The organism is Bacillus cereus group sp. BceL062 (assembly GCF_051780025.1).
GTDB classification, from domain to species: Bacteria; Bacillota; Bacilli; order Bacillales; family Bacillaceae_G; genus Bacillus_A; species Bacillus_A toyonensis.
In genome coordinates, this window is the sequence record NZ_JBPWGY010000001.1 from 611,696 (window position 1) to 628,596 (window position 16,901).

Here is a 16,901-nt window from a genome sequence, read left to right on the forward strand (position 1 = left end):
AGGGTTTGTTATTGATGCAAAATTAAGTGTTACAGGACTTAATGCACCATAGCAAAAGGAAAACTTACTACTGTAAATAAAGTGTATGTGAAATAATTACAAAGTCGATTTATAAGAGTCAGCTTATATTTCGACACTCCACTCAACTTGTAACTATAGATGCCATTCTAAATCAGTACGTGTTAATATACAAAAAGCTGACTATACTCAGTCAGCTTTTTGTATATTATATTCTAGTATTTATCGATCCCAAAAGACATATTCTTTCCGTTAAGTTGACATTAAAATCTTACCAATGTTTTCTTTTACAATGACAACAAATAAAGAAACATTTACAACGACACTTATTTCGTTTAGAACTCCAATCATCATCACAATGATGCTTTTCTTTAGACTTCCACCAATCATCATTACAATGCTTTTCCTTAGAACTCCAATCATCATCACAATGATGCTTTTCTTTAGACTTCCACCAATCATCATTACAATGCTTTTCTTTAGATTTCCACCAGTCATCACAACAATGCTGTTTCTTAGAACTCCAGCAATCATTATTCCAGGACATTTTTTTATACCTCCCTTCAATAGAATTACTATCATTCTATGTTTTAGTGAAGAAATGGCTTGTTTATAAACCTATTATTTTATCTTTATATGATAGAGTGCTTTCTACTACATATAGAATTCATAAAAACTATGCTAATTTTCAAGAGATAGTGGAGAGAATTACTGGTTATGACATTTATCAATAAACACATGTTGAAGAAAACATTCTGATTATAAATAATATCTAATTTTGGAGTACATTTTTCTGAATGTATATTTCAAAACAGCGGAGAAAAAATATATTATATTACTGCAAACAAAGCCTATGTATATGTAAAGTAATAGAAAAAACAGCTAACTCTTAAAGGAGCTGGCTTATTAAAAGAAAAAAAGATTCATTTGATAAAGAGGTTATCTAAACTTTAAATTCAGCAGAATTAAATCCAAGTCCCCTCATTAAACAAGCCGCTAACTGTTAAAGAATTGTTTTTATAATTAATAAAGAAAAAAATGTTTAGTACAATTGTTTGTTTTTTTCTTTCTATGTGTTTGCCTCGTACACTTTTAAGCTAGTGGACATACTTTACTAATAGAAAGGATTAGGGGGTGAGGTTTTGGGTTCTCGATTTAATAATTGTAAAAAGAAGTGTACATGTAAACAGGATGATTGTTGGGAGATATTCGAAGAGTGTAACAAAGAAAAGCATGAGAAATGTGATAATTCTTGTGTGCAAGGAATTAGAGATGAGCTTAAGAAATTAATTAATCGCACAGTTCAAATTAATACAGAGGGACGTACTTATGTAGGTACTGTTTCGTCTGTAAGTTGTGATGTAGTTAAGCTTGCAGCTATTCCTGGATCTGTTGCAGTAATTATCTCCATTTGCAAAATTGAAGCAATTTTCCCTCCTGTTACAACGGTTACTGCAGAGTTTGATTTTAATGGTGTTGACGTAGCAAATAAAGCATAATTATGCTTTGTTTGTAAAGCCATTCTGATGAATGGCTTTATTTTAATTTCGTATAAAAGGAGAATATATTCTTTATATAGAAATAAGTTTGAGGCTATAAAGAGTGATGTACGAAAGGAGAATGAGAGTGATTAAATTAGTGCCCTTTAAAAGATCTGATTTCAAACAATTAATAAATTGGATTCATTCCGAACAATTTTTAATACAGTGGTCAGGAAATGCATTCACATATCCTTTAAACGAACAGCAATTAGAGAAATATATAGAAAGTGCAAATACACTCGCTTTCAAAGTAATAGATGAAAAGACTGAAGAAGTACTTGGTCATATTTCACTTGGTCAAATAGACGATATAAATAAGTCTGCGAGAATTGGAAAAGTGTTAGTTGGTAATACGAAAATGAGAGGGCGTTCAATAGGAAAACATATGATGAAAGCAGTACTTCATATTGCGTTTGAAGAATTAAAACTACATAGAGTAACTCTTGGCGTGTATGATTTTAATACGTCGGCTATTTCTTGTTATGAAAAAATAGGATTTGTAAAAGAAGGTTTATTAAGAGATTCAAAAAAAGTAGGAGAAACGTATTGGAATTTATGGGAAATGAGTATGCTAGAATATGAATGGAATAATAAAAAATAATAGTTTCTTATAATTTTATTATGTTAATTAAAAGGGATTGGTGGGAGATTATGAATAGAAAGACTATAGTAATCACAATTGCAGCTGTTTCAGGGGGAGGTAAAACTACTATTACAGAAAGTTTAACTCATGAGTTAACAAATTCAAAAGCGCTATTTTTTGATAGTTATAACTTTGATAACTGTCCTGCTGATATTTGTAAATGGATTGATGATGGAGCAAATTATGACGAGTGGATACTTACACCATTAATTCATGATATTCAGCATCTTATACGAGATAGTAAATTAGACTATATTATTGTAGATTATCCTTTTGCATACTTAAATAGAGAAATGGGGCAGTTCATTGATGTAACTATATTTATTGACACACCTTTAGATATTGCAATGGCTAGAAGAATTTTACGAGATTTTAAAGAAGATACTATGAGTGAAATACATAATGATTTAAAACATTACATGGCACATGCGAGAAAAGCTTATTTAGAGGCAATTCATACTGTTAAACCGAATTCAGATATCGTATTGGATGGATCTTTTTCTGTAAGTGAAATAATTAATCATGTTGTTGAGGAACTTGACCGAAGAGAAGTGATTGTCGATGGTTAAATGTATAGAGGAATATGTAGAAGTTGATGATTTTAAAATGTATACGAAAGTATTCCAAGGAAAGAAGTGGCAGCCTGTTATTATAATGGAATCAGGCTACGGGGATTATTCAAAGGCATGGGATTATATTGCTGAAAGACTGACGGAATTTGGGACGATACTTACATATGATCGAGCTGGATTAGGGAAAAGTGGGAAGAGTTCCAAGCAACGTATTAGTTCTGAAATGGTAAAAGATTTAAGAACATGTTTAAATCTTTTACAACTGAAGCCACCTTATATTTTTGTAGGGCATTCTTTTGGTGGTATAAATGCACGGTTATTTACGGTTTTTTATCCCGAGGATATGTTGGGAACAGTTTTAGTTGATTCGACACCAGAAAATTATAAAGAAGTATTTTTGCCAATCATGTCTCCAGAATTTCAAGAAGCTTACTATAAACAATTTGCATATGAAAGTTCATATGAAGAGTTTATGTTTAGTCTAGGTGAAGCAGATAGACATTGTAAATCAATGAGCGATATTCCCCTTGTCGTGCTAGCTGCTGGTAAAAAAGCTTTTTATTCGCAAGCTGCACAACTGAAATGGTTACAATTACAAAGAGAATTATTACAATTATCCAGTAAAAATAAATTTATAATTGCAGAACATAGCGGTCACTATATTCAAAAGGATGAGCCACATTATATTATAGGTGCTGTTAAGTGGATACTTGGGGTAGGGGAGAGATAAATGTGTACACTGTATTTCAATATAACTGGCAAGTAAGAGAAGATTGGTTTAAGTGGTGTGAACAACTTACAGTGGAAGAATTACTTCGCAAACGTGTTGGTGGTGTTGGAAGTATATTAGAAACATTATTTCATATTGTAGATGTTGAGTATAGCTGGATTTGTGATTTGAAAGGAAAAGAAGTAGATGAGCCGCAATTTAAGGATTATCAATCTATTCAAAAAGTGAAAGCATTATCTCATTTGTATAATAAGGATTTAGAGGGATTTTTACAATCGTGGACAGAAGACTTAGAGAATAAAATATTAAAAGTTTCATGGACGGATAAAGAGTACAAGTATGGTGAAGTGTTACGACATGTTATCGTACATGAAATTCATCATATAGGTCAGCTATCAATATGGGCAAGAGAGTTAAATCTTCAGCCCGTTTCAGCGAATTTAATTGGAAGGGGATTATAGACGTAAAAACCGACTTGTACTGTAAACGCAAGTCGGTTTTTATATGTAAGAAGATTTCTTAGTTGAAATCCTCGGATTTTCTTTGACGTAAATGTAAAAACATTAAAATTGTAATAATGAAAAAGATCATCATCGTTTGTATGATTAAATTTTTAAACTGTAGCAATATTGCCCAAGATGTAAGAGTATCTTTAAAAGCTTGGAGTGCAGAGTACGAGGAAGGTTCAAAACCGTACTGAAGTAATTTTTTTGTTTCAATAAAAGTAGTGTTTTCTTCATCGGATTCTAATATTACTGAAATAAGCCTAGTATCTCCTAGTTTTGCAGTACCGACAAAACTATTATTACCGTTAGTTGAAAAACTAGTTTGCAAGCCATCAACACCTTGGAGTTTAATGTTTTCATTGAGGGAATAAATCATTTTATTTGTGTTGAAAACTTGAAAATTTTTGAAGGTAAATTGGTAAGAGGTTAGTTTCGTCATATTCAGTACATTAGGGAAATCTTTTACTAAATGCGTTGCTAGTTTAGCTGCATCTTTCGCTGTTGTATTCGATTGTTTATTTGTATCTTGATTAGCTCCAGTAGAGTTTAGAAAAGGAGATGGCTGTGATAACTGTAGCTGTTTTGCTTTTTCATTCATTAACGTTGTAAAGTTATCTTCATTGCCACCAATGTGTTCTGCCAGTGCGAGTGCAGAACGATTATTTCCTGTTAAAAGCAATGCATGAAGTAAATCACGAACCGTCGTTTTATCCTTTGCTGTTACTTGCATAGGAGTCGTTTCCGCTTGGAATAATTCGTTACTTATTTTTACGGATTCATCTAACTGTATTTTGCCATCATTCAGTTGTTCCAATACGATATACTCTGTCATTAATTTAGACAAAGTAGCTGATTGTATAGGGGTTTCTTCATTTTTTTTATAAATAACTTCACCTGAATTAGCATCTATTAAAATAGCTGATTTAGCTTGAATAATTGGACCATTTACATAAAGATAAAAATATAAAACGATAAGTGCAGTAATAATAAAAGATAATAATAAAATTGTGAATTTTTTCAAGAATTGCATAAGCGATCCTCCTACTATGACATCAATAATAATATTGTAAAAAGGAATGCTTAATTAGGAAGAAAGAAAAGGTAAAGAATTTCTAAAGAATTATAAAAGATTATTAAACTTTGGATATTGATGGAAAATAAAAGGTTCAATTTCTTATCATATTAGAAATTGAACCTAAAATTATGGTGTATTAATTTTTATATGGTAGTAGTTTTACAGTGAAAGTTGTTTTCTTGTCATCACTATATACTTCAATCGTTCCTTTATGCAGTTCGACAATACTTTTTGCAATTGCTAATCCGAGTCCTGATCCACCAGTGTTTGTTGAACGTGATTTTTCAACACGATAAAAACGTTCAAAAATATGAGGTAAATCTGTACTAGGAATAGGTTGTCCGTAATTTGTTATATCAATTGTAATCATATTATTGCTTTCATAAGCGGTAAGGTCAATATAACCACCTTCGTTTCCATAAGCGATAGCGTTTATAATAAGATTTTCAAATACACGCACTAATTTGTCTCCATCAGCTAATACCATGAGTTTTTGAGAGGGGAAAGAAGGGCGGCATTCAATATTTGCTTCTTGCACTTGTATTCGGAATTGAACAGTTAATTGTCCAAGTAGCTCTACAATATCAATGGGAGCAGAATATAAACTTAACTCTTTATTTTGAACACGGGTGTATTCAAACAAGTCATTCATTAATGCATTTAGACGTGTTACTTTACCATAAATGACTTGTATGTAATGACGTAATTCCACTTCATCTCTATAATTATCATGATGGATTAAATTCACGTATCCAACTATTGATGTAAGGGGAGTACGTAAATCATGTGATACATTTGTAATTAGTTCGCTTTTTGCTTGTTCTGCCTGTCTTTCTTCGTCAATTGACTCTTTTAATTGTTCAACAATTTGATTGACCCCAGTCGCTAACTCTTCTAAATAATTATGATTTACGATGGAAACTTTATGATTGAAATTTCCATTTGCAATATATCGAATCTCTTCTATCATTTTTTTAATACAAGTTTCATAGTAAAGCTTTCTCTCGTGACGATAAAAAATGTATAGATAGGATGAAAAAATAGAAAATAAAAATAAATAAGAAACAATCATCATCCATAAAGATTCTTTAATCCCTTTATACTTTTCATAACCAAAAATCCGAATGAATTCTTTACCGAGTTCGGTTAGAGTAAGTGAACTCTCGATTACACTCGTAATGAGGCGATATATAATTAATTCAGTAATAGGTGTAAGAGTGATAGCTAATAAAAACCAAAAAATTATCTTCCATTTTGGGATATCTTTTAAAATATCAAATGCTTCATTTCTCAATTTTATAGCCTACTCCCCAAACAGTATGAATAAATTTTTCTCCATTCATTACTGTTTCAAGTTTATCCCGTAAATTACTAATATGAACCATTACAGTTTTATTTGAGCCATAACCATCTTCATTCCAAACACGTTCGAATATTTCTTCGGAACTAAATACTCTTCCTGTATTGCTCGCTAGTAAATATAAAATATCAAATTCAATAGATGTAAGTTTAATATATTCATTATTTACTTTAACAGTATGATTATGCTTATGGATTTCAGCTGTTCGAATACGAATGATACCATCGTCTTTCTTTTGAGTAGCAGCGTTTTGGAAAGTGGATCTTCTCAGCAAAGCTTTCACTCTAGCGACTAATTCTAGTGGATTAAACGGTTTAATCATATAATCATCTGCACCTGTCATAAGCCCTAATATTTTGTCCATGTCTTCAGCCTTTGCACTCAGCATAAGGATAGGTACAGTATTATTTTCACGCACTTCCTGACAAACTTCTAATCCATTTCGCTTTGGCATCATAATGTCCAAAATCATGAGGTCAACTTCATATGCAGATATCATTTGTATTGCTTCATCACCGTCATAAGCTTTAAAAATGTTATATCCTTCATTTCGTAAATAAACAGCGAGTAACTCTACAATATCTTTATCATCATCAATAATTAATATGCTTTTATTCATTATATAGTTAGTTCCTTTCCTTACAAATCATCAACACTACTATAATAACAAACATTTATGTACTTTGTAGCAATGATTTTACATAAAATTTCATGTAACGTATTAAAAAGGAATTAAAGCATTCATAACGAATTAACAATAGAAGAATTATTTGAATTTCCTATTATATTGAAGGAACGTAATAAGGAGGAGATTAACGTGTTATATAATGAAATATGTTCATTTACTCCAACTGGGAAAATAGAACACTCTATAAAAGAGTTTCTATTAAAGTACGATAAAGAATTTACATATCATCATTCAATTCGTGTGGCAAATGAAGCGTGAAAAATAGCGATAATGTTTCATGAAAATGAAGAAAAAGCAGAAATTGCAGGGTATTTACATGATATAAGTGCAATCTTTCCGAATGAGGACCGGATTAAAGTTGCTGAAGCAGTTGGAATCGAAATATTACAAGAAGAACGGAAATTTCCAATGATTATTCATCAAAAACTATCGAGAGTAATCGCAAGAGAGATATTTAAAGTGGAAGATGAAGAGATTTTAGGTGCAATTTGTTGCCATACTACATTGCGTAAACATGCAACGAAGATGGATTTAGTGTTACTTGTTGCAGATAAAATAGAATGGGATCAAGATGGGACACCATCATACTTAGTAGATATAAAAAATGGATTAGAAAAATCTTTAGAACATGCTGCTTTTGTATATATTTCATATTTGTGGGAAAGAAAAGATACATTGAAAGTTATACATCCGTGGCTAGAAGAAGCTTATTGGTATTTAAAAGAACTTGTAGAGTAGAAAGGATATGAAAATGCAGTTAAAAGAATATATGAATCAAACATTCCCAGGAGTTACGTTAGTACCGTCCATATACTCTCAGTGGGAAAATCATCTACATTTTGATTTTGGGAAAGATAAATATCAAATTGTAGAAGGAACCGACGATTTAAATATGGAATACTTCTCTCAACTATATACAGATAATAAATACTTATTTGAAGATATATTTTTAAAAGAAGATGTAGTGTTTGTAGTAGCAAATGTTTATCGGTTTAAAAAGGAAAATATAAAAACTCCACAGAAAATAAATATATACAATAAATATATTAAAAAGAGAGATTTAAAGTTTCGTATAAGACAAGAAACGTTACCTTTTCTATTTGAAGATGAAGAAGCAGATTTATATTGTACATCTCAATTTTCTTTAAAATGTCTTGCGGAAGATATTAAATATGAACTACTTATTCAAGCTGTTAATCATGAGGATTTTCCAGATCTTTATCCTCGTTTTGGACGCAAAAAAGAGGTTTCTTATCCTGACGTATTTCTCATTAACGCAACGAAAGATATTGTCATGTTTATTTATGATGATAGAGGATGTGAAGTCATTGCGAAGAATAAAGAAATAATCCGAGGCTTATATGAAAAATACAAAGAGTGGATTCCAGTTTATGAACGAGAAAGTATAGATAGCTTATTTAAATGACAGTAGGGGAAGTGAAGTGTGTAATGAAACGTATCGCAATCGTATCCGCATGGGAACCAGAACTTACGTATTTGCATCAACATTATCCGAGTGAACGCATTGAAAAAAGAGTAGCTTGGGAATTTCATTTTCATTATATAAATGATCTGGAAATTATTTCAGTAATAACTGGTGTTGGCAAAGTAAGTTGTGCTAGTTGTGTACAATTATTAATAAGTGAATTTCAGCCGGACGAGCTATTTATGACAGGAATATGCGGAAGTTTATCAAATAAGGTGAAAAATGGTCACATTGTAGTAGCACTTAATGCAATACAACACGATGTTACTGCTGCTGGTTCAGGGGAAGATGTTTTTAATTTATATGATGGTAGAACAGCACCTATTGAAACAACAAAGTCAATTGTAAGAAAAATAAAAAAAATACGATCTTATGATCCAGTTCACTTCGGTACGTTCTTATCTGGAGATCAGCGTATTCGTAGTTCCGAAATGAGATATTTACTGCATACTGTATACGGAGCATTGGCGGTTGATCAAGAAGTCGCTGCTTTCGCTTACGTATGTCATATAAATAAAAAACCATTTTTATGTTTAAAAGCTGCTTCAGATCAAGCGAATGATAAAACGAAAGAAGAACAAAAGGTTTTTAAAATGTTAGCATGTGAACGAGCATGTGAGCATTTAATTGCTTTTTTACGTGTTTATGAGATTACTGTAGTAAATAATAGATAGTTAAAAGATTCAGGTGAAAGGAATTCATTTCATGTATTTGAATGTAGTATATAACAAGCCAAAGCGGAGGATTATATTTATATGATTCAATATAAAAGATGTAGTGAAGTAAGTATAGATTTAGTGTATGGAGCTTTTAAGGATGGATTTTCAGATTACATTATTAAAATGGATGTTTCAAAAGAAGATTTTATACAAAGATTTTTTGGACCAGAAGGTAACTCGCTAGAACACTCTTTTCTTGCTTTAGATGGTGACAAATCTGTTGGCATAATACTTGGTGGTATAAAGGTTTATGAAACTATAAAAACAATGCGTTGTGGAACATTAGCTGTTCATCCAGAGTTTCGCGGCATTGGAGTAAGTCAAAAGTTATTTGAGCTACATAAAGAAGAAGCGATACAAAATGAATGCCAGCAACTTTTTCTTGAAGTTATTGTAGGTAATGATAGGGCGATTCATTTTTATAACAAATTAGGTTATGAAAAAGTGTATGATCTTTCTTATTATAATTTAAATGATGTAACTAAATTAACAAATAAAGATAATAAAAATATTGAAGTGCAAAGATTAGAATTTCAAACATTTAAACTTGAAATTCAGAAATGGCTTAACTTCCATATAAATTGGCAAAATGATATTGATTACATTGAAAAAACAAATAATACGTATTACGGTGCATATGTTGATAATGATTTAAAAGGCTCTGTATGTGTAAATGAACAAGGTAAAATTAGTTATATTTTCGTAGATAAAGATTATAGAAATATTGGGATTGGGATGAAATTATTACAAGTAGCAAGAGTAGAATCAAATTTATCAAGTTTATCTATTGGTTTTCCAAACAACAGTTTACTAGAAGGGTTTTTAAAGAAATCTGGGTTTAAAAAGAATTCTTTAGCACAATATGAAATGTATTTATTGTTATAAAAAGCGGAAGGAATTATTCTTTGCGCTTTTTATTTTTGCACTATGAGCGTAAAATATTTCTCATATATAATCCGTGAATAAGTCCCAACATACTATATGTGGAGGTCTTTTTATTAGAAGGTTATTTATAAAGTGACAGTAAAATAACGAGAGATTACATATTGAATTAGAAACGAGGAAGCAGGTTAGAAATTATAAAACTGTTCCAGAAAGCAGTGGATAGTTTTTTGGAAATTAGATTTTTTTGAAAATAAAAAGGCGGTTGTTTCCGCAACCACCTTTCAGTAAAACAAAGCACTTTTTCAGAAATAAATTATGGATGATTCTAAAAAAAGTTATAGGATATAATCCTATTTTTATAACCGAAGTGACGAGCTTAACTTATAAGAAAGGAATGACTATATTATATGAAAATTTGTGTATAATGGTTACAAAGAAAAGAGCAGCTAGCAAAAGTTATCTGCTCCATTAAAGGCATATGGTTAAGCAATGGTTTGTTTAAAGTATTGATTGAATAGTAAGGTTTATCGAGAGAAGAGGAATTATATAAATTAAATTATGATAGTCGATATTCTCCATATTGACCAGAAAAAAACTAAAAATTCTAGTGAAATTCCAAGCGTTCTTTTCTTAGGTTTTTGAATTTCTTTTATTAGATAACCTACAGCACTAATTGCTATAAGTATGAAAAGAATGAGTTCTAATGTTTCTGGCATTATATCTACTCCTAATTATATATTTAGTTTATTATATAACAATTAAGAGATTATTTGAAGATTAAAAGTAAGGATTGAAAAGTTTGAATTTGTTTCTTCTTTCGTTATCTTTTTAAATGTCACTTTCATAATAATATTTTATTTTGTAAAATATTATTATTTTATGTAGAATAGATAGGATGGGAGGGAATGAAATGAATTATGGTTTAAAGTTTAAGATTCTTGAATTACAATGTTTTATTCAAAAGACTTATTCTGATATTAAAACAGCATGTGATATTGCTATTTATCAAGAAAACACTTCTAAATATTTAATTTCATTAGGATTTTTAAATAAATCATATATGACTTATATAGAAGCAAAAAGATTTTATCGTGAAAATGACGAGCTTGTAAGTGTAGAATTTGATAATTTCTTTGATGCGTATGATAAATTAGAACACGAATTAAAACAAGTTATTTCAAGAGAAGATAAAAATCCTTCATTGCTACATAGCAAATTTGATCAGTTTCAACAGAAAATTGAAAATATAAATGACCTAATAAAAGTTTTGGAAAATGCTCGTTAATAAGTTATTTTTCTTTGTTACATAGAAATTATACATTATAAACATTTTTAGGATAATATGTATTGCGAATCTATTGTAAGAAGGTGACTTTTGTTGATTACAGAAGTCACCTTTTTATAATATGCTTTATATCTGTAATTAATATATTGTGTTACACAATTCACTTTTATATGACTTCATTTATTGATGAAAATTAAAATAGAAAGATCTGAAAATAGAAACCTACTAAGGCTTATTTGCTATGATAACCTTAGAAAACTCAAACTGGATCTTTAAAAAAAGAGAATTTACACGTGAAATTTAATTTATCGAACCTTATATATATCTATAAAAAAGTTCATTAAAAGCAGTGATTTTCTCTAGAATAACTATATTTAAATAATGAATTAACGTCATTAAATTATGCGATTTTGTTTAATTTTATATGCTTTTTATTTTCTTTTTTTGATACGAATGAATAGTATAATTTTTAACAGTTTTATATTTTAGGAAATTATAAGAGGTAAATATCATGAAAAATAAAAAAGAAATAGCTATAGTTGCATTAACAACAGGATTGGCTTTAACAGCTGTAGCGCCATACGGAATAGGTCATGCAGAGGAAACAGATCAACTACAAGTTCAAATGCAGGAGGAATCGTTCCGCTCAGGTGAACTTACTCAACCGTCACAAAAGACACCAGAAAATGTAGTAAAGGATGCGCTTAAGGAGAAAACAGAACAAGCGCTTTCTCCAAAGCAAGTCAATGGAGAAACAGGAGTAGATTATAAAGTCTTTCAAAAACGTGGTTCGTATGATGGGACTACACTCGTACGTATGCAGCAAACATACGAAGGAAAAGAAGTATATGGCCATCAATTAACTGCACACGTAGACAATAAGGGTGTTATTAAAAGTGTTTTAGGCGATAGCGCGCAAAATTTAAAACAAGAAGATTTGAAAAAGCCTATTAAGCTATCAAAAGAAGAAGCCAAACAATATATTTATACAAAGTACGGGAGCGATATCAAGTTCATTTCTGAACCAGAAGTTAAGGAAGTTATTTTTGTGGATGAAAATAATGGACAAGCTTCAAATGCATATCAAGTTACATTTGCTGCTGCAACACCAAGCTATGTATCTGGAACTTATTTAGTGAATGCCGATAATGGTGAAATGTTGAAAAATATGGTACAAGAATCAGGTTTAAAAGTAAGTGAAGAGCATGTTGAACCTTTAAAGGAAAGTAGAAAAAACAATTTCGTATCACTAACTGGAACAGGGAAAGATGATTTAGGTATAACTCGCACTTTTGGTATTTATGAACAAAGTAATGGGAAATATGCTCTTGCTGATTACACAAGAGGGCAAGGAATTGAGACATATGATGTAAATTATAGAGATATTACAAATGAAGAAAAATATTATCCTGGTATATTAGTAACTAGCACTTCACCAACATTTACTGATCCAAAGGCGGTAAGTGCTCATTTTTTAGCAACAAAGGTATATGATTTTTATAAAGATAAATACAAGCGTAATAGTTTTGATAATAAGGGAAAAAAAGTAGTATCAGTTGTACATGCATGGGATTCTGGAGGAACAAATAACCCTAAAAATTGGGAGAATGCATTTAGTGCTAATATTAATAATATTAGTATGCTTATATATGGTGACCCCATGGTGAAAGCGTTCGATATAGTGGGCCATGAATTTACACATGCGGTTACCTCTAGCGAATCTAACCTTGAATTTTTCGGAGAATCTGGTGCAATTAACGAAGCGTTATCTGATATTATGGGAACGGCTATTGAGAAATACATAAATAACGGGGAATTTAACTGGACAACAGGAGAACAAACTGGATCGGTTTTCCGAAATATGAAAAATCCATCTTCAATCAATTATTCAAATGGAGTACCATATCCAGATGATTATAGTAAATATAATGATTTAAATGGAGAGGATAATGGAGGCATTCATTTCAACTCAAGTATTATTAATAAAGTTGCGTATTTAATTGCTCAAGGGGGTACTCATAACGGTGTAACTGTAAATGGTATTGGTGAAGATAAAATGTTTGATATTTTCTACTATGCAAATACTGATGAATTAAACATGACTTCTAATTTCTCAGAATTGAGATTAGCGTGCCTTAAAGTTGCAACAAACAAATATGGAGCGAACTCAATTGAGGTTCAAGCGGTCCAAAAAGCTTTTGATGCAGCAAAAATTAAGGGAACAGTGAAAGAAAACGAAAAAACTGCCGAAAACCAAGTCCCAGAGTTAACTGTACCGTCTACAATTACACTACGTGTAGGTGATACGTTTGACCCGATGAGAAATGTAACAGCTGCTGATAAAGAAGATGGTGATTTAACAAATAGAGTACAGCATAAAGGCGATGTAGATACATCTAAACCAGGTAAATACATTGTGAACTACTTGGTTGTCGATTCCCAAGGGGGGAATGCAACGGATACGCAGACTGTAATTGTAGAGAAAAATGAAGAAATATTAGATATAGAGCCTAAATTAACAGCGCCTATTGGAGTGACTATTAATGTAGGAGATTCATTTGTTCCGATGACAGAAGTATTAGCTATTGATAAAGAAGATGGCGATCTTACTTCTAAAGTAAAAGTTGATGGTAAAGTAGATACATCTAAAGCTGGTACTTACGTATTAACATACACAGTTACAGACTCTAAAGGTCATGAAGTAACTGCGAAACAAACTGTAACGGTTAAAGTTAGAGAAGAAGTTAAAAATGACAACCCAATACTAAAAGTACCTGCTACAACTACAATTAATGAGAATGATCAATTTGACCCAATGGTAGGAGTATCAGCTACTAATAAAAAGAATGATGACCTTACTTCTAAAGTAAAAGTTGATGGTAAAGTAGATACATCTAAAGCTGATACTTATGAAATAATATATAGTGTCAGAGATTCCGTAGGTAATGAGGTAAAGGCAATACAAAAAGTACTAGTGAAAGATAAAGACACTAGCAAAGCTAATGGCCTTGCTAATAATAGTAATATCTCAAACAATAGTAATTCAGATAAAAAAGAATATACATATAAAGAGCTTCCAAAAACGGGTGCAAGTACAACTAACAGTGCAGTAATGGGCATGTTGATGGTTATTGCAGGTACAGTACTCACTTTGATTCGTAAATTTAGAAAGACACATAAATAATAGTAGGTATAGGTATCATTCGTTTGAGGAAAAGAATTCATAATCCAGAAAAAACAAAGTGAAAAATATGTGAAACAAAAAAGGGAGTGTGTCTTAGGCGTAAATTATATTATCGGTACTGAAGGGCGAATGTCACTAGCTGATAAATAGTTTGGAATTTTGTACACACAATAATTATTAGATAAGGTTTTTACTTACCAAGATTTTAGTAGTTAGGAGGTACATTTGGCTTCCATAAAACTTTGCGCTTGGATGCGATTCTGTCTACAGAAATACATTACATATAAAACACGTTACTATTCTCATTAAAATAAAAGAATAGTAACGTGTTTTTTGTTTAAAAATAGCCTGAATCGTAAAGTTCATGAATGTTGGGGTAGTTTTAATTAGCCATGCATTAATTACTGAAAGCACTTTGTATTAATGGAAGTTTCACTTATATGACAACATGAGATTTTCGGTATTTACCAGGCGTTTCGTTAGTGAATTTTTTAAAAATTTTAGTGAAGTAGCTTTGATCAGTAAAATTGAGTGAAGCACAGATGTCAGATAAGGAATAGGTTGTGAAAGTTAATAATTTCTTTGCTTCTTCGATTCGTTCACGCTGAATATATTCACTTAATGAAATACCAACTTCTTTTTTAAATAATATAGATAAATAATCCGAATTCACGTTTGAAAATGTAGCAAGTTGTTTAACTGATATTGGATTGTAAATGTTTTTGAAAATGTAGTTTTTGCAAATAGCAATAGTCTGTGAATGTTGCTGTGCTTTTTGTGCCTTTACACGGTCTGCAAAAGTACAGAAAACATTTTTTAATAAATCCCAAACAGATTCTTTGTCTTTTAAATTTTCTGTTCTTTGGATATGTAGATCATAAATCTTGTAAGCAATTCCAGATGGAAGCCCTCCTTTTATCGCATATCTAGTAGCGAGTGTAATAGATGAAATACAAATGTTTTTATGACGTCTTAATTGATGGAATGAAGATAATGATGAAAGAGTCTCTTGTTGGAATACATAATAATATTTGAGTACTGTTTCTTTATCCCCGTTTTCTATAGCTCCAAGTAGTTGTTGCTCTAAATACAAATTATGACAGATAGATTCGTTTTTTTGCATTGAAGTATATACATCTTCGTTTAAGATACTGCTATGACTCACATGAAATGAGTCACTGTTATTTGAAAAGGTACTTACATCTGAAGTTTTTTTATAAAGAATGTTATGGAACAAAATCGCCATATTTACAAAGAAATATTGATCTTTGAGTGACAATGAAAAGTAATAGTCTCTTGTTTTTTTATAATTCGGCATAAAATGAAAGCTGCTATCCGTTTCGTTTTTAGAAAAGCTTACATCTGTTACAGGTCCAATAATAACAGTGCCGTTCACCATATAATCGCTCTTTATGTGAATTAAAATGAAGTGCCCTAGTTGTTGGTGAGTTCTGAAGATGGGAGAATTATATGAATCATTGTTCTGATAAAGCATATGTAACTGTTCTATTTTTGATGTATACAATGAAAGTGAATCATTTTTTGATGTAAAAGCTAAAAGAATATTTTTGTCGCAATCTAAAAAATAAACTGGAACTTCAAAAGATTGGAAAAACATATTGCAAATGTACTCTATCTCAACTAGACTGAGCTTTTTAGTCATATTCTTCCTCCTTACAGTTGTGCGTAATAGTTGAATGAATATATATTCCTTTTTTCATAAGTAGAAAAGGAAAAACTTTAGCAATAAAAATTATAAACTTCTAAGAATAATACCATAATTTAACAAGAATAGCACATATTATTTGAATATACAGGTAATAGTTTTGAGGAGTAGCATAAAATATGAATCATCACACTTATTTGCTAGTTACTGCTAACATGTATCAAAAAATGTTTAAGATTGGATTCAAATAGAAATAAGAGGGGGAGATTAACGAATTGGCGCCTAAGTAATTAGTAAAAATTAGCGATGAAAGCTACTATGCAACAATAATAATTATTTTTGAAGTAGAGACATAAGTGAAATGTAGGAGAGAAAATTACATATATCATACGGGGAGAAGACGTAATAGTAGAAATAAGAACAGTGAATAAGTGATTGTAAACAATGGGGTGTGGGGACAACTATGTTTTATGTTATTCGTTCAAGGCTGATACTTGGCACACTATTGCTCTTTAGATGGTAATAGTAAAAAAATAGATTTTT

At 30.8% G+C, this 16,901-nt stretch carries 16 protein-coding genes and 1 pseudogene; 11 read left to right on the forward strand and 6 right to left on the reverse strand.

Annotated features, from left to right (window positions below):
* Positions 1-289: 289 nt before the first annotated feature.
* Positions 290-565 carry a hypothetical protein gene (locus tag ACS2MN_RS03005; RefSeq protein ID WP_097952807.1) on the reverse strand — a complete coding sequence of 92 codons (276 nt, stop codon included), beginning with the start codon at positions 563-565 and terminating at the stop codon, positions 290-292.
* Between the two features lie 595 nt (positions 566-1,160).
* Here ACS2MN_RS03005 and ACS2MN_RS03010 point away from each other — a divergent pair.
* The 5 genes from ACS2MN_RS03010 (at position 1,161) to ACS2MN_RS03030 (ending at position 3,965) form a co-directional block, all read left to right on the forward strand.
* Positions 1,161-1,517, forward strand: a complete 357-nt coding sequence (locus tag ACS2MN_RS03010; protein ID WP_000535571.1) for a hypothetical protein — start codon at positions 1,161-1,163, stop codon at positions 1,515-1,517.
* Positions 1,518-1,620: 103 nt separating this feature from the next.
* Entirely contained in the window at positions 1,621-2,160 is a 540-nt protein-coding gene (locus tag ACS2MN_RS03015) for a GNAT family N-acetyltransferase (RefSeq protein ID WP_073990635.1), read from the forward strand.
* A 50-nt stretch (positions 2,161-2,210) separates the two neighbouring features.
* A complete protein-coding gene (locus ACS2MN_RS03020) occupies positions 2,211-2,771 on the forward strand; it encodes a hypothetical protein (protein ID WP_001080626.1) in 561 nt (186 codons plus the stop codon).
* On the forward strand, positions 2,764-3,504 hold the full coding sequence (locus tag ACS2MN_RS03025) for an alpha/beta fold hydrolase (RefSeq protein ID WP_000237654.1): 741 nt from the start codon (positions 2,764-2,766) through the stop codon (positions 3,502-3,504). The genes ACS2MN_RS03020 and ACS2MN_RS03025 overlap by 8 nt, the downstream gene beginning before the upstream one ends.
* Before the next feature lie 2 nt (positions 3,505-3,506).
* Positions 3,507-3,965, forward strand: coding sequence for a DinB family protein (locus ACS2MN_RS03030; RefSeq protein ID WP_000288860.1), 459 nt, complete (start codon positions 3,507-3,509; stop codon positions 3,963-3,965).
* Positions 3,966-4,023: 58 nt separating this feature from the next.
* On the opposite strand, the gene ACS2MN_RS03035 is transcribed toward ACS2MN_RS03030, so the two are convergent.
* The 3 genes from ACS2MN_RS03035 to ACS2MN_RS03045 all read right to left on the reverse strand — a co-directional run bounded on the left by ACS2MN_RS03035 (position 4,024) and on the right by ACS2MN_RS03045 (position 7,064).
* A complete protein-coding gene (locus ACS2MN_RS03035) occupies positions 4,024-5,040 on the reverse strand; it encodes a D-alanyl-D-alanine carboxypeptidase family protein (RefSeq protein WP_001160070.1) in 1,017 nt (338 codons plus the stop codon).
* Between the two features lie 181 nt (positions 5,041-5,221).
* Positions 5,222-6,379, reverse strand: coding sequence for a sensor histidine kinase (locus ACS2MN_RS03040; protein ID WP_001243279.1), 1,158 nt, complete (start codon positions 6,377-6,379; stop codon positions 5,222-5,224).
* Positions 6,369-7,064, reverse strand: a complete 696-nt coding sequence (locus ACS2MN_RS03045) for a response regulator transcription factor (protein ID WP_001043192.1) — start codon at positions 7,062-7,064, stop codon at positions 6,369-6,371. Before ACS2MN_RS03045 ends, ACS2MN_RS03040 begins: the two co-directional genes overlap by 11 nt.
* A gap of 198 nt (positions 7,065-7,262) precedes the next feature.
* Here ACS2MN_RS03045 and yqeK point away from each other — a divergent pair.
* The 4 genes and pseudogenes from yqeK (at position 7,263) to ACS2MN_RS03065 (ending at position 10,223) form a co-directional block, all read left to right on the forward strand.
* Positions 7,263-7,871 (forward strand): annotated as a pseudogene (gene yqeK / locus ACS2MN_RS03050) (bis(5'-nucleosyl)-tetraphosphatase (symmetrical) YqeK).
* Positions 7,872-7,884: 13 nt separating this feature from the next.
* Positions 7,885-8,559 carry a DUF3885 domain-containing protein gene (locus ACS2MN_RS03055; RefSeq protein WP_043321894.1) on the forward strand — a complete coding sequence of 225 codons (675 nt, stop codon included), beginning with the start codon at positions 7,885-7,887 and terminating at the stop codon, positions 8,557-8,559.
* On the forward strand, positions 8,556-9,293 hold the full coding sequence (gene mtnN, locus ACS2MN_RS03060; protein ID WP_142950952.1) for a 5'-methylthioadenosine/S-adenosylhomocysteine nucleosidase: 738 nt from the start codon (positions 8,556-8,558) through the stop codon (positions 9,291-9,293). Before ACS2MN_RS03055 ends, mtnN begins: the two co-directional genes overlap by 4 nt.
* Positions 9,294-9,374: 81 nt before the next feature.
* Positions 9,375-10,223 carry a GNAT family N-acetyltransferase gene (locus ACS2MN_RS03065; RefSeq protein ID WP_000617087.1) on the forward strand — a complete coding sequence of 283 codons (849 nt, stop codon included), beginning with the start codon at positions 9,375-9,377 and terminating at the stop codon, positions 10,221-10,223.
* A gap of 551 nt (positions 10,224-10,774) precedes the next feature.
* Here the strand turns inward: ACS2MN_RS03065 and ACS2MN_RS03070 are convergent.
* The gene (locus tag ACS2MN_RS03070) at positions 10,775-10,939 is read right to left on the reverse strand and encodes a hypothetical protein (protein WP_001115306.1); all 165 of its coding nucleotides are present in this window, start codon (positions 10,937-10,939) and stop codon (positions 10,775-10,777) included.
* A gap of 194 nt (positions 10,940-11,133) precedes the next feature.
* Here ACS2MN_RS03070 and ACS2MN_RS03075 point away from each other — a divergent pair, with 194 nt between their 5' ends.
* Both ACS2MN_RS03075 and ACS2MN_RS03080 read left to right on the forward strand, forming a co-directional pair.
* Positions 11,134-11,508, forward strand: a complete 375-nt coding sequence (locus ACS2MN_RS03075) for a hypothetical protein (protein ID WP_001106151.1) — start codon at positions 11,134-11,136, stop codon at positions 11,506-11,508.
* A gap of 511 nt (positions 11,509-12,019) precedes the next feature.
* Positions 12,020-14,692: a M4 family metallopeptidase gene (locus tag ACS2MN_RS03080; RefSeq protein ID WP_346994189.1), complete on the forward strand. Its 2,673-nt coding sequence runs from the start codon at positions 12,020-12,022 to the stop codon at positions 14,690-14,692.
* 436 nt (positions 14,693-15,128) lie between these two features.
* On the opposite strand, the gene ACS2MN_RS03085 is transcribed toward ACS2MN_RS03080, so the two are convergent.
* A complete protein-coding gene (locus tag ACS2MN_RS03085) occupies positions 15,129-16,355 on the reverse strand; it encodes an AraC family transcriptional regulator (RefSeq protein ID WP_142336497.1) in 1,227 nt (408 codons plus the stop codon).
* Positions 16,356-16,901 lie beyond the last annotated feature (546 nt).

Bases quoted from the DNA above. Each gene is read 5' to 3' on its own strand.
- ACS2MN_RS03035 (WP_001160070.1), bottom strand. From the start codon at position 5,040: ATGCAATTCTTGAAAAAATTCACAATTTTATTATTATCTTTTATTATT.
- ACS2MN_RS03075 (WP_001106151.1), top strand. From the start codon at position 11,134: ATGAATTATGGTTTAAAGTTTAAGATTCTTGAATTACAATGTTTTATT.
- ACS2MN_RS03025 (WP_000237654.1), top strand. From the start codon at position 2,764: ATGGTTAAATGTATAGAGGAATATGTAGAAGTTGATGATTTTAAAATG.
- ACS2MN_RS03045 (WP_001043192.1), bottom strand. From the start codon at position 7,064: ATGAATAAAAGCATATTAATTATTGATGATGATAAAGATATTGTAGAG.
- ACS2MN_RS03070 (WP_001115306.1), bottom strand. From the start codon at position 10,939: ATGCCAGAAACATTAGAACTCATTCTTTTCATACTTATAGCAATTAGT.
- ACS2MN_RS03080 (WP_346994189.1), top strand. From the start codon at position 12,020: ATGAAAAATAAAAAAGAAATAGCTATAGTTGCATTAACAACAGGATTG.
- ACS2MN_RS03055 (WP_043321894.1), top strand. From the start codon at position 7,885: ATGCAGTTAAAAGAATATATGAATCAAACATTCCCAGGAGTTACGTTA.
- mtnN (WP_142950952.1), top strand. From the start codon at position 8,556: ATGACAGTAGGGGAAGTGAAGTGTGTAATGAAACGTATCGCAATCGTA.
- ACS2MN_RS03085 (WP_142336497.1), bottom strand. From the start codon at position 16,355: ATGACTAAAAAGCTCAGTCTAGTTGAGATAGAGTACATTTGCAATATG.
- ACS2MN_RS03005 (WP_097952807.1), bottom strand. From the start codon at position 565: ATGTCCTGGAATAATGATTGCTGGAGTTCTAAGAAACAGCATTGTTGT.
- ACS2MN_RS03065 (WP_000617087.1), top strand. From the start codon at position 9,375: ATGATTCAATATAAAAGATGTAGTGAAGTAAGTATAGATTTAGTGTAT.
- ACS2MN_RS03020 (WP_001080626.1), top strand. From the start codon at position 2,211: ATGAATAGAAAGACTATAGTAATCACAATTGCAGCTGTTTCAGGGGGA.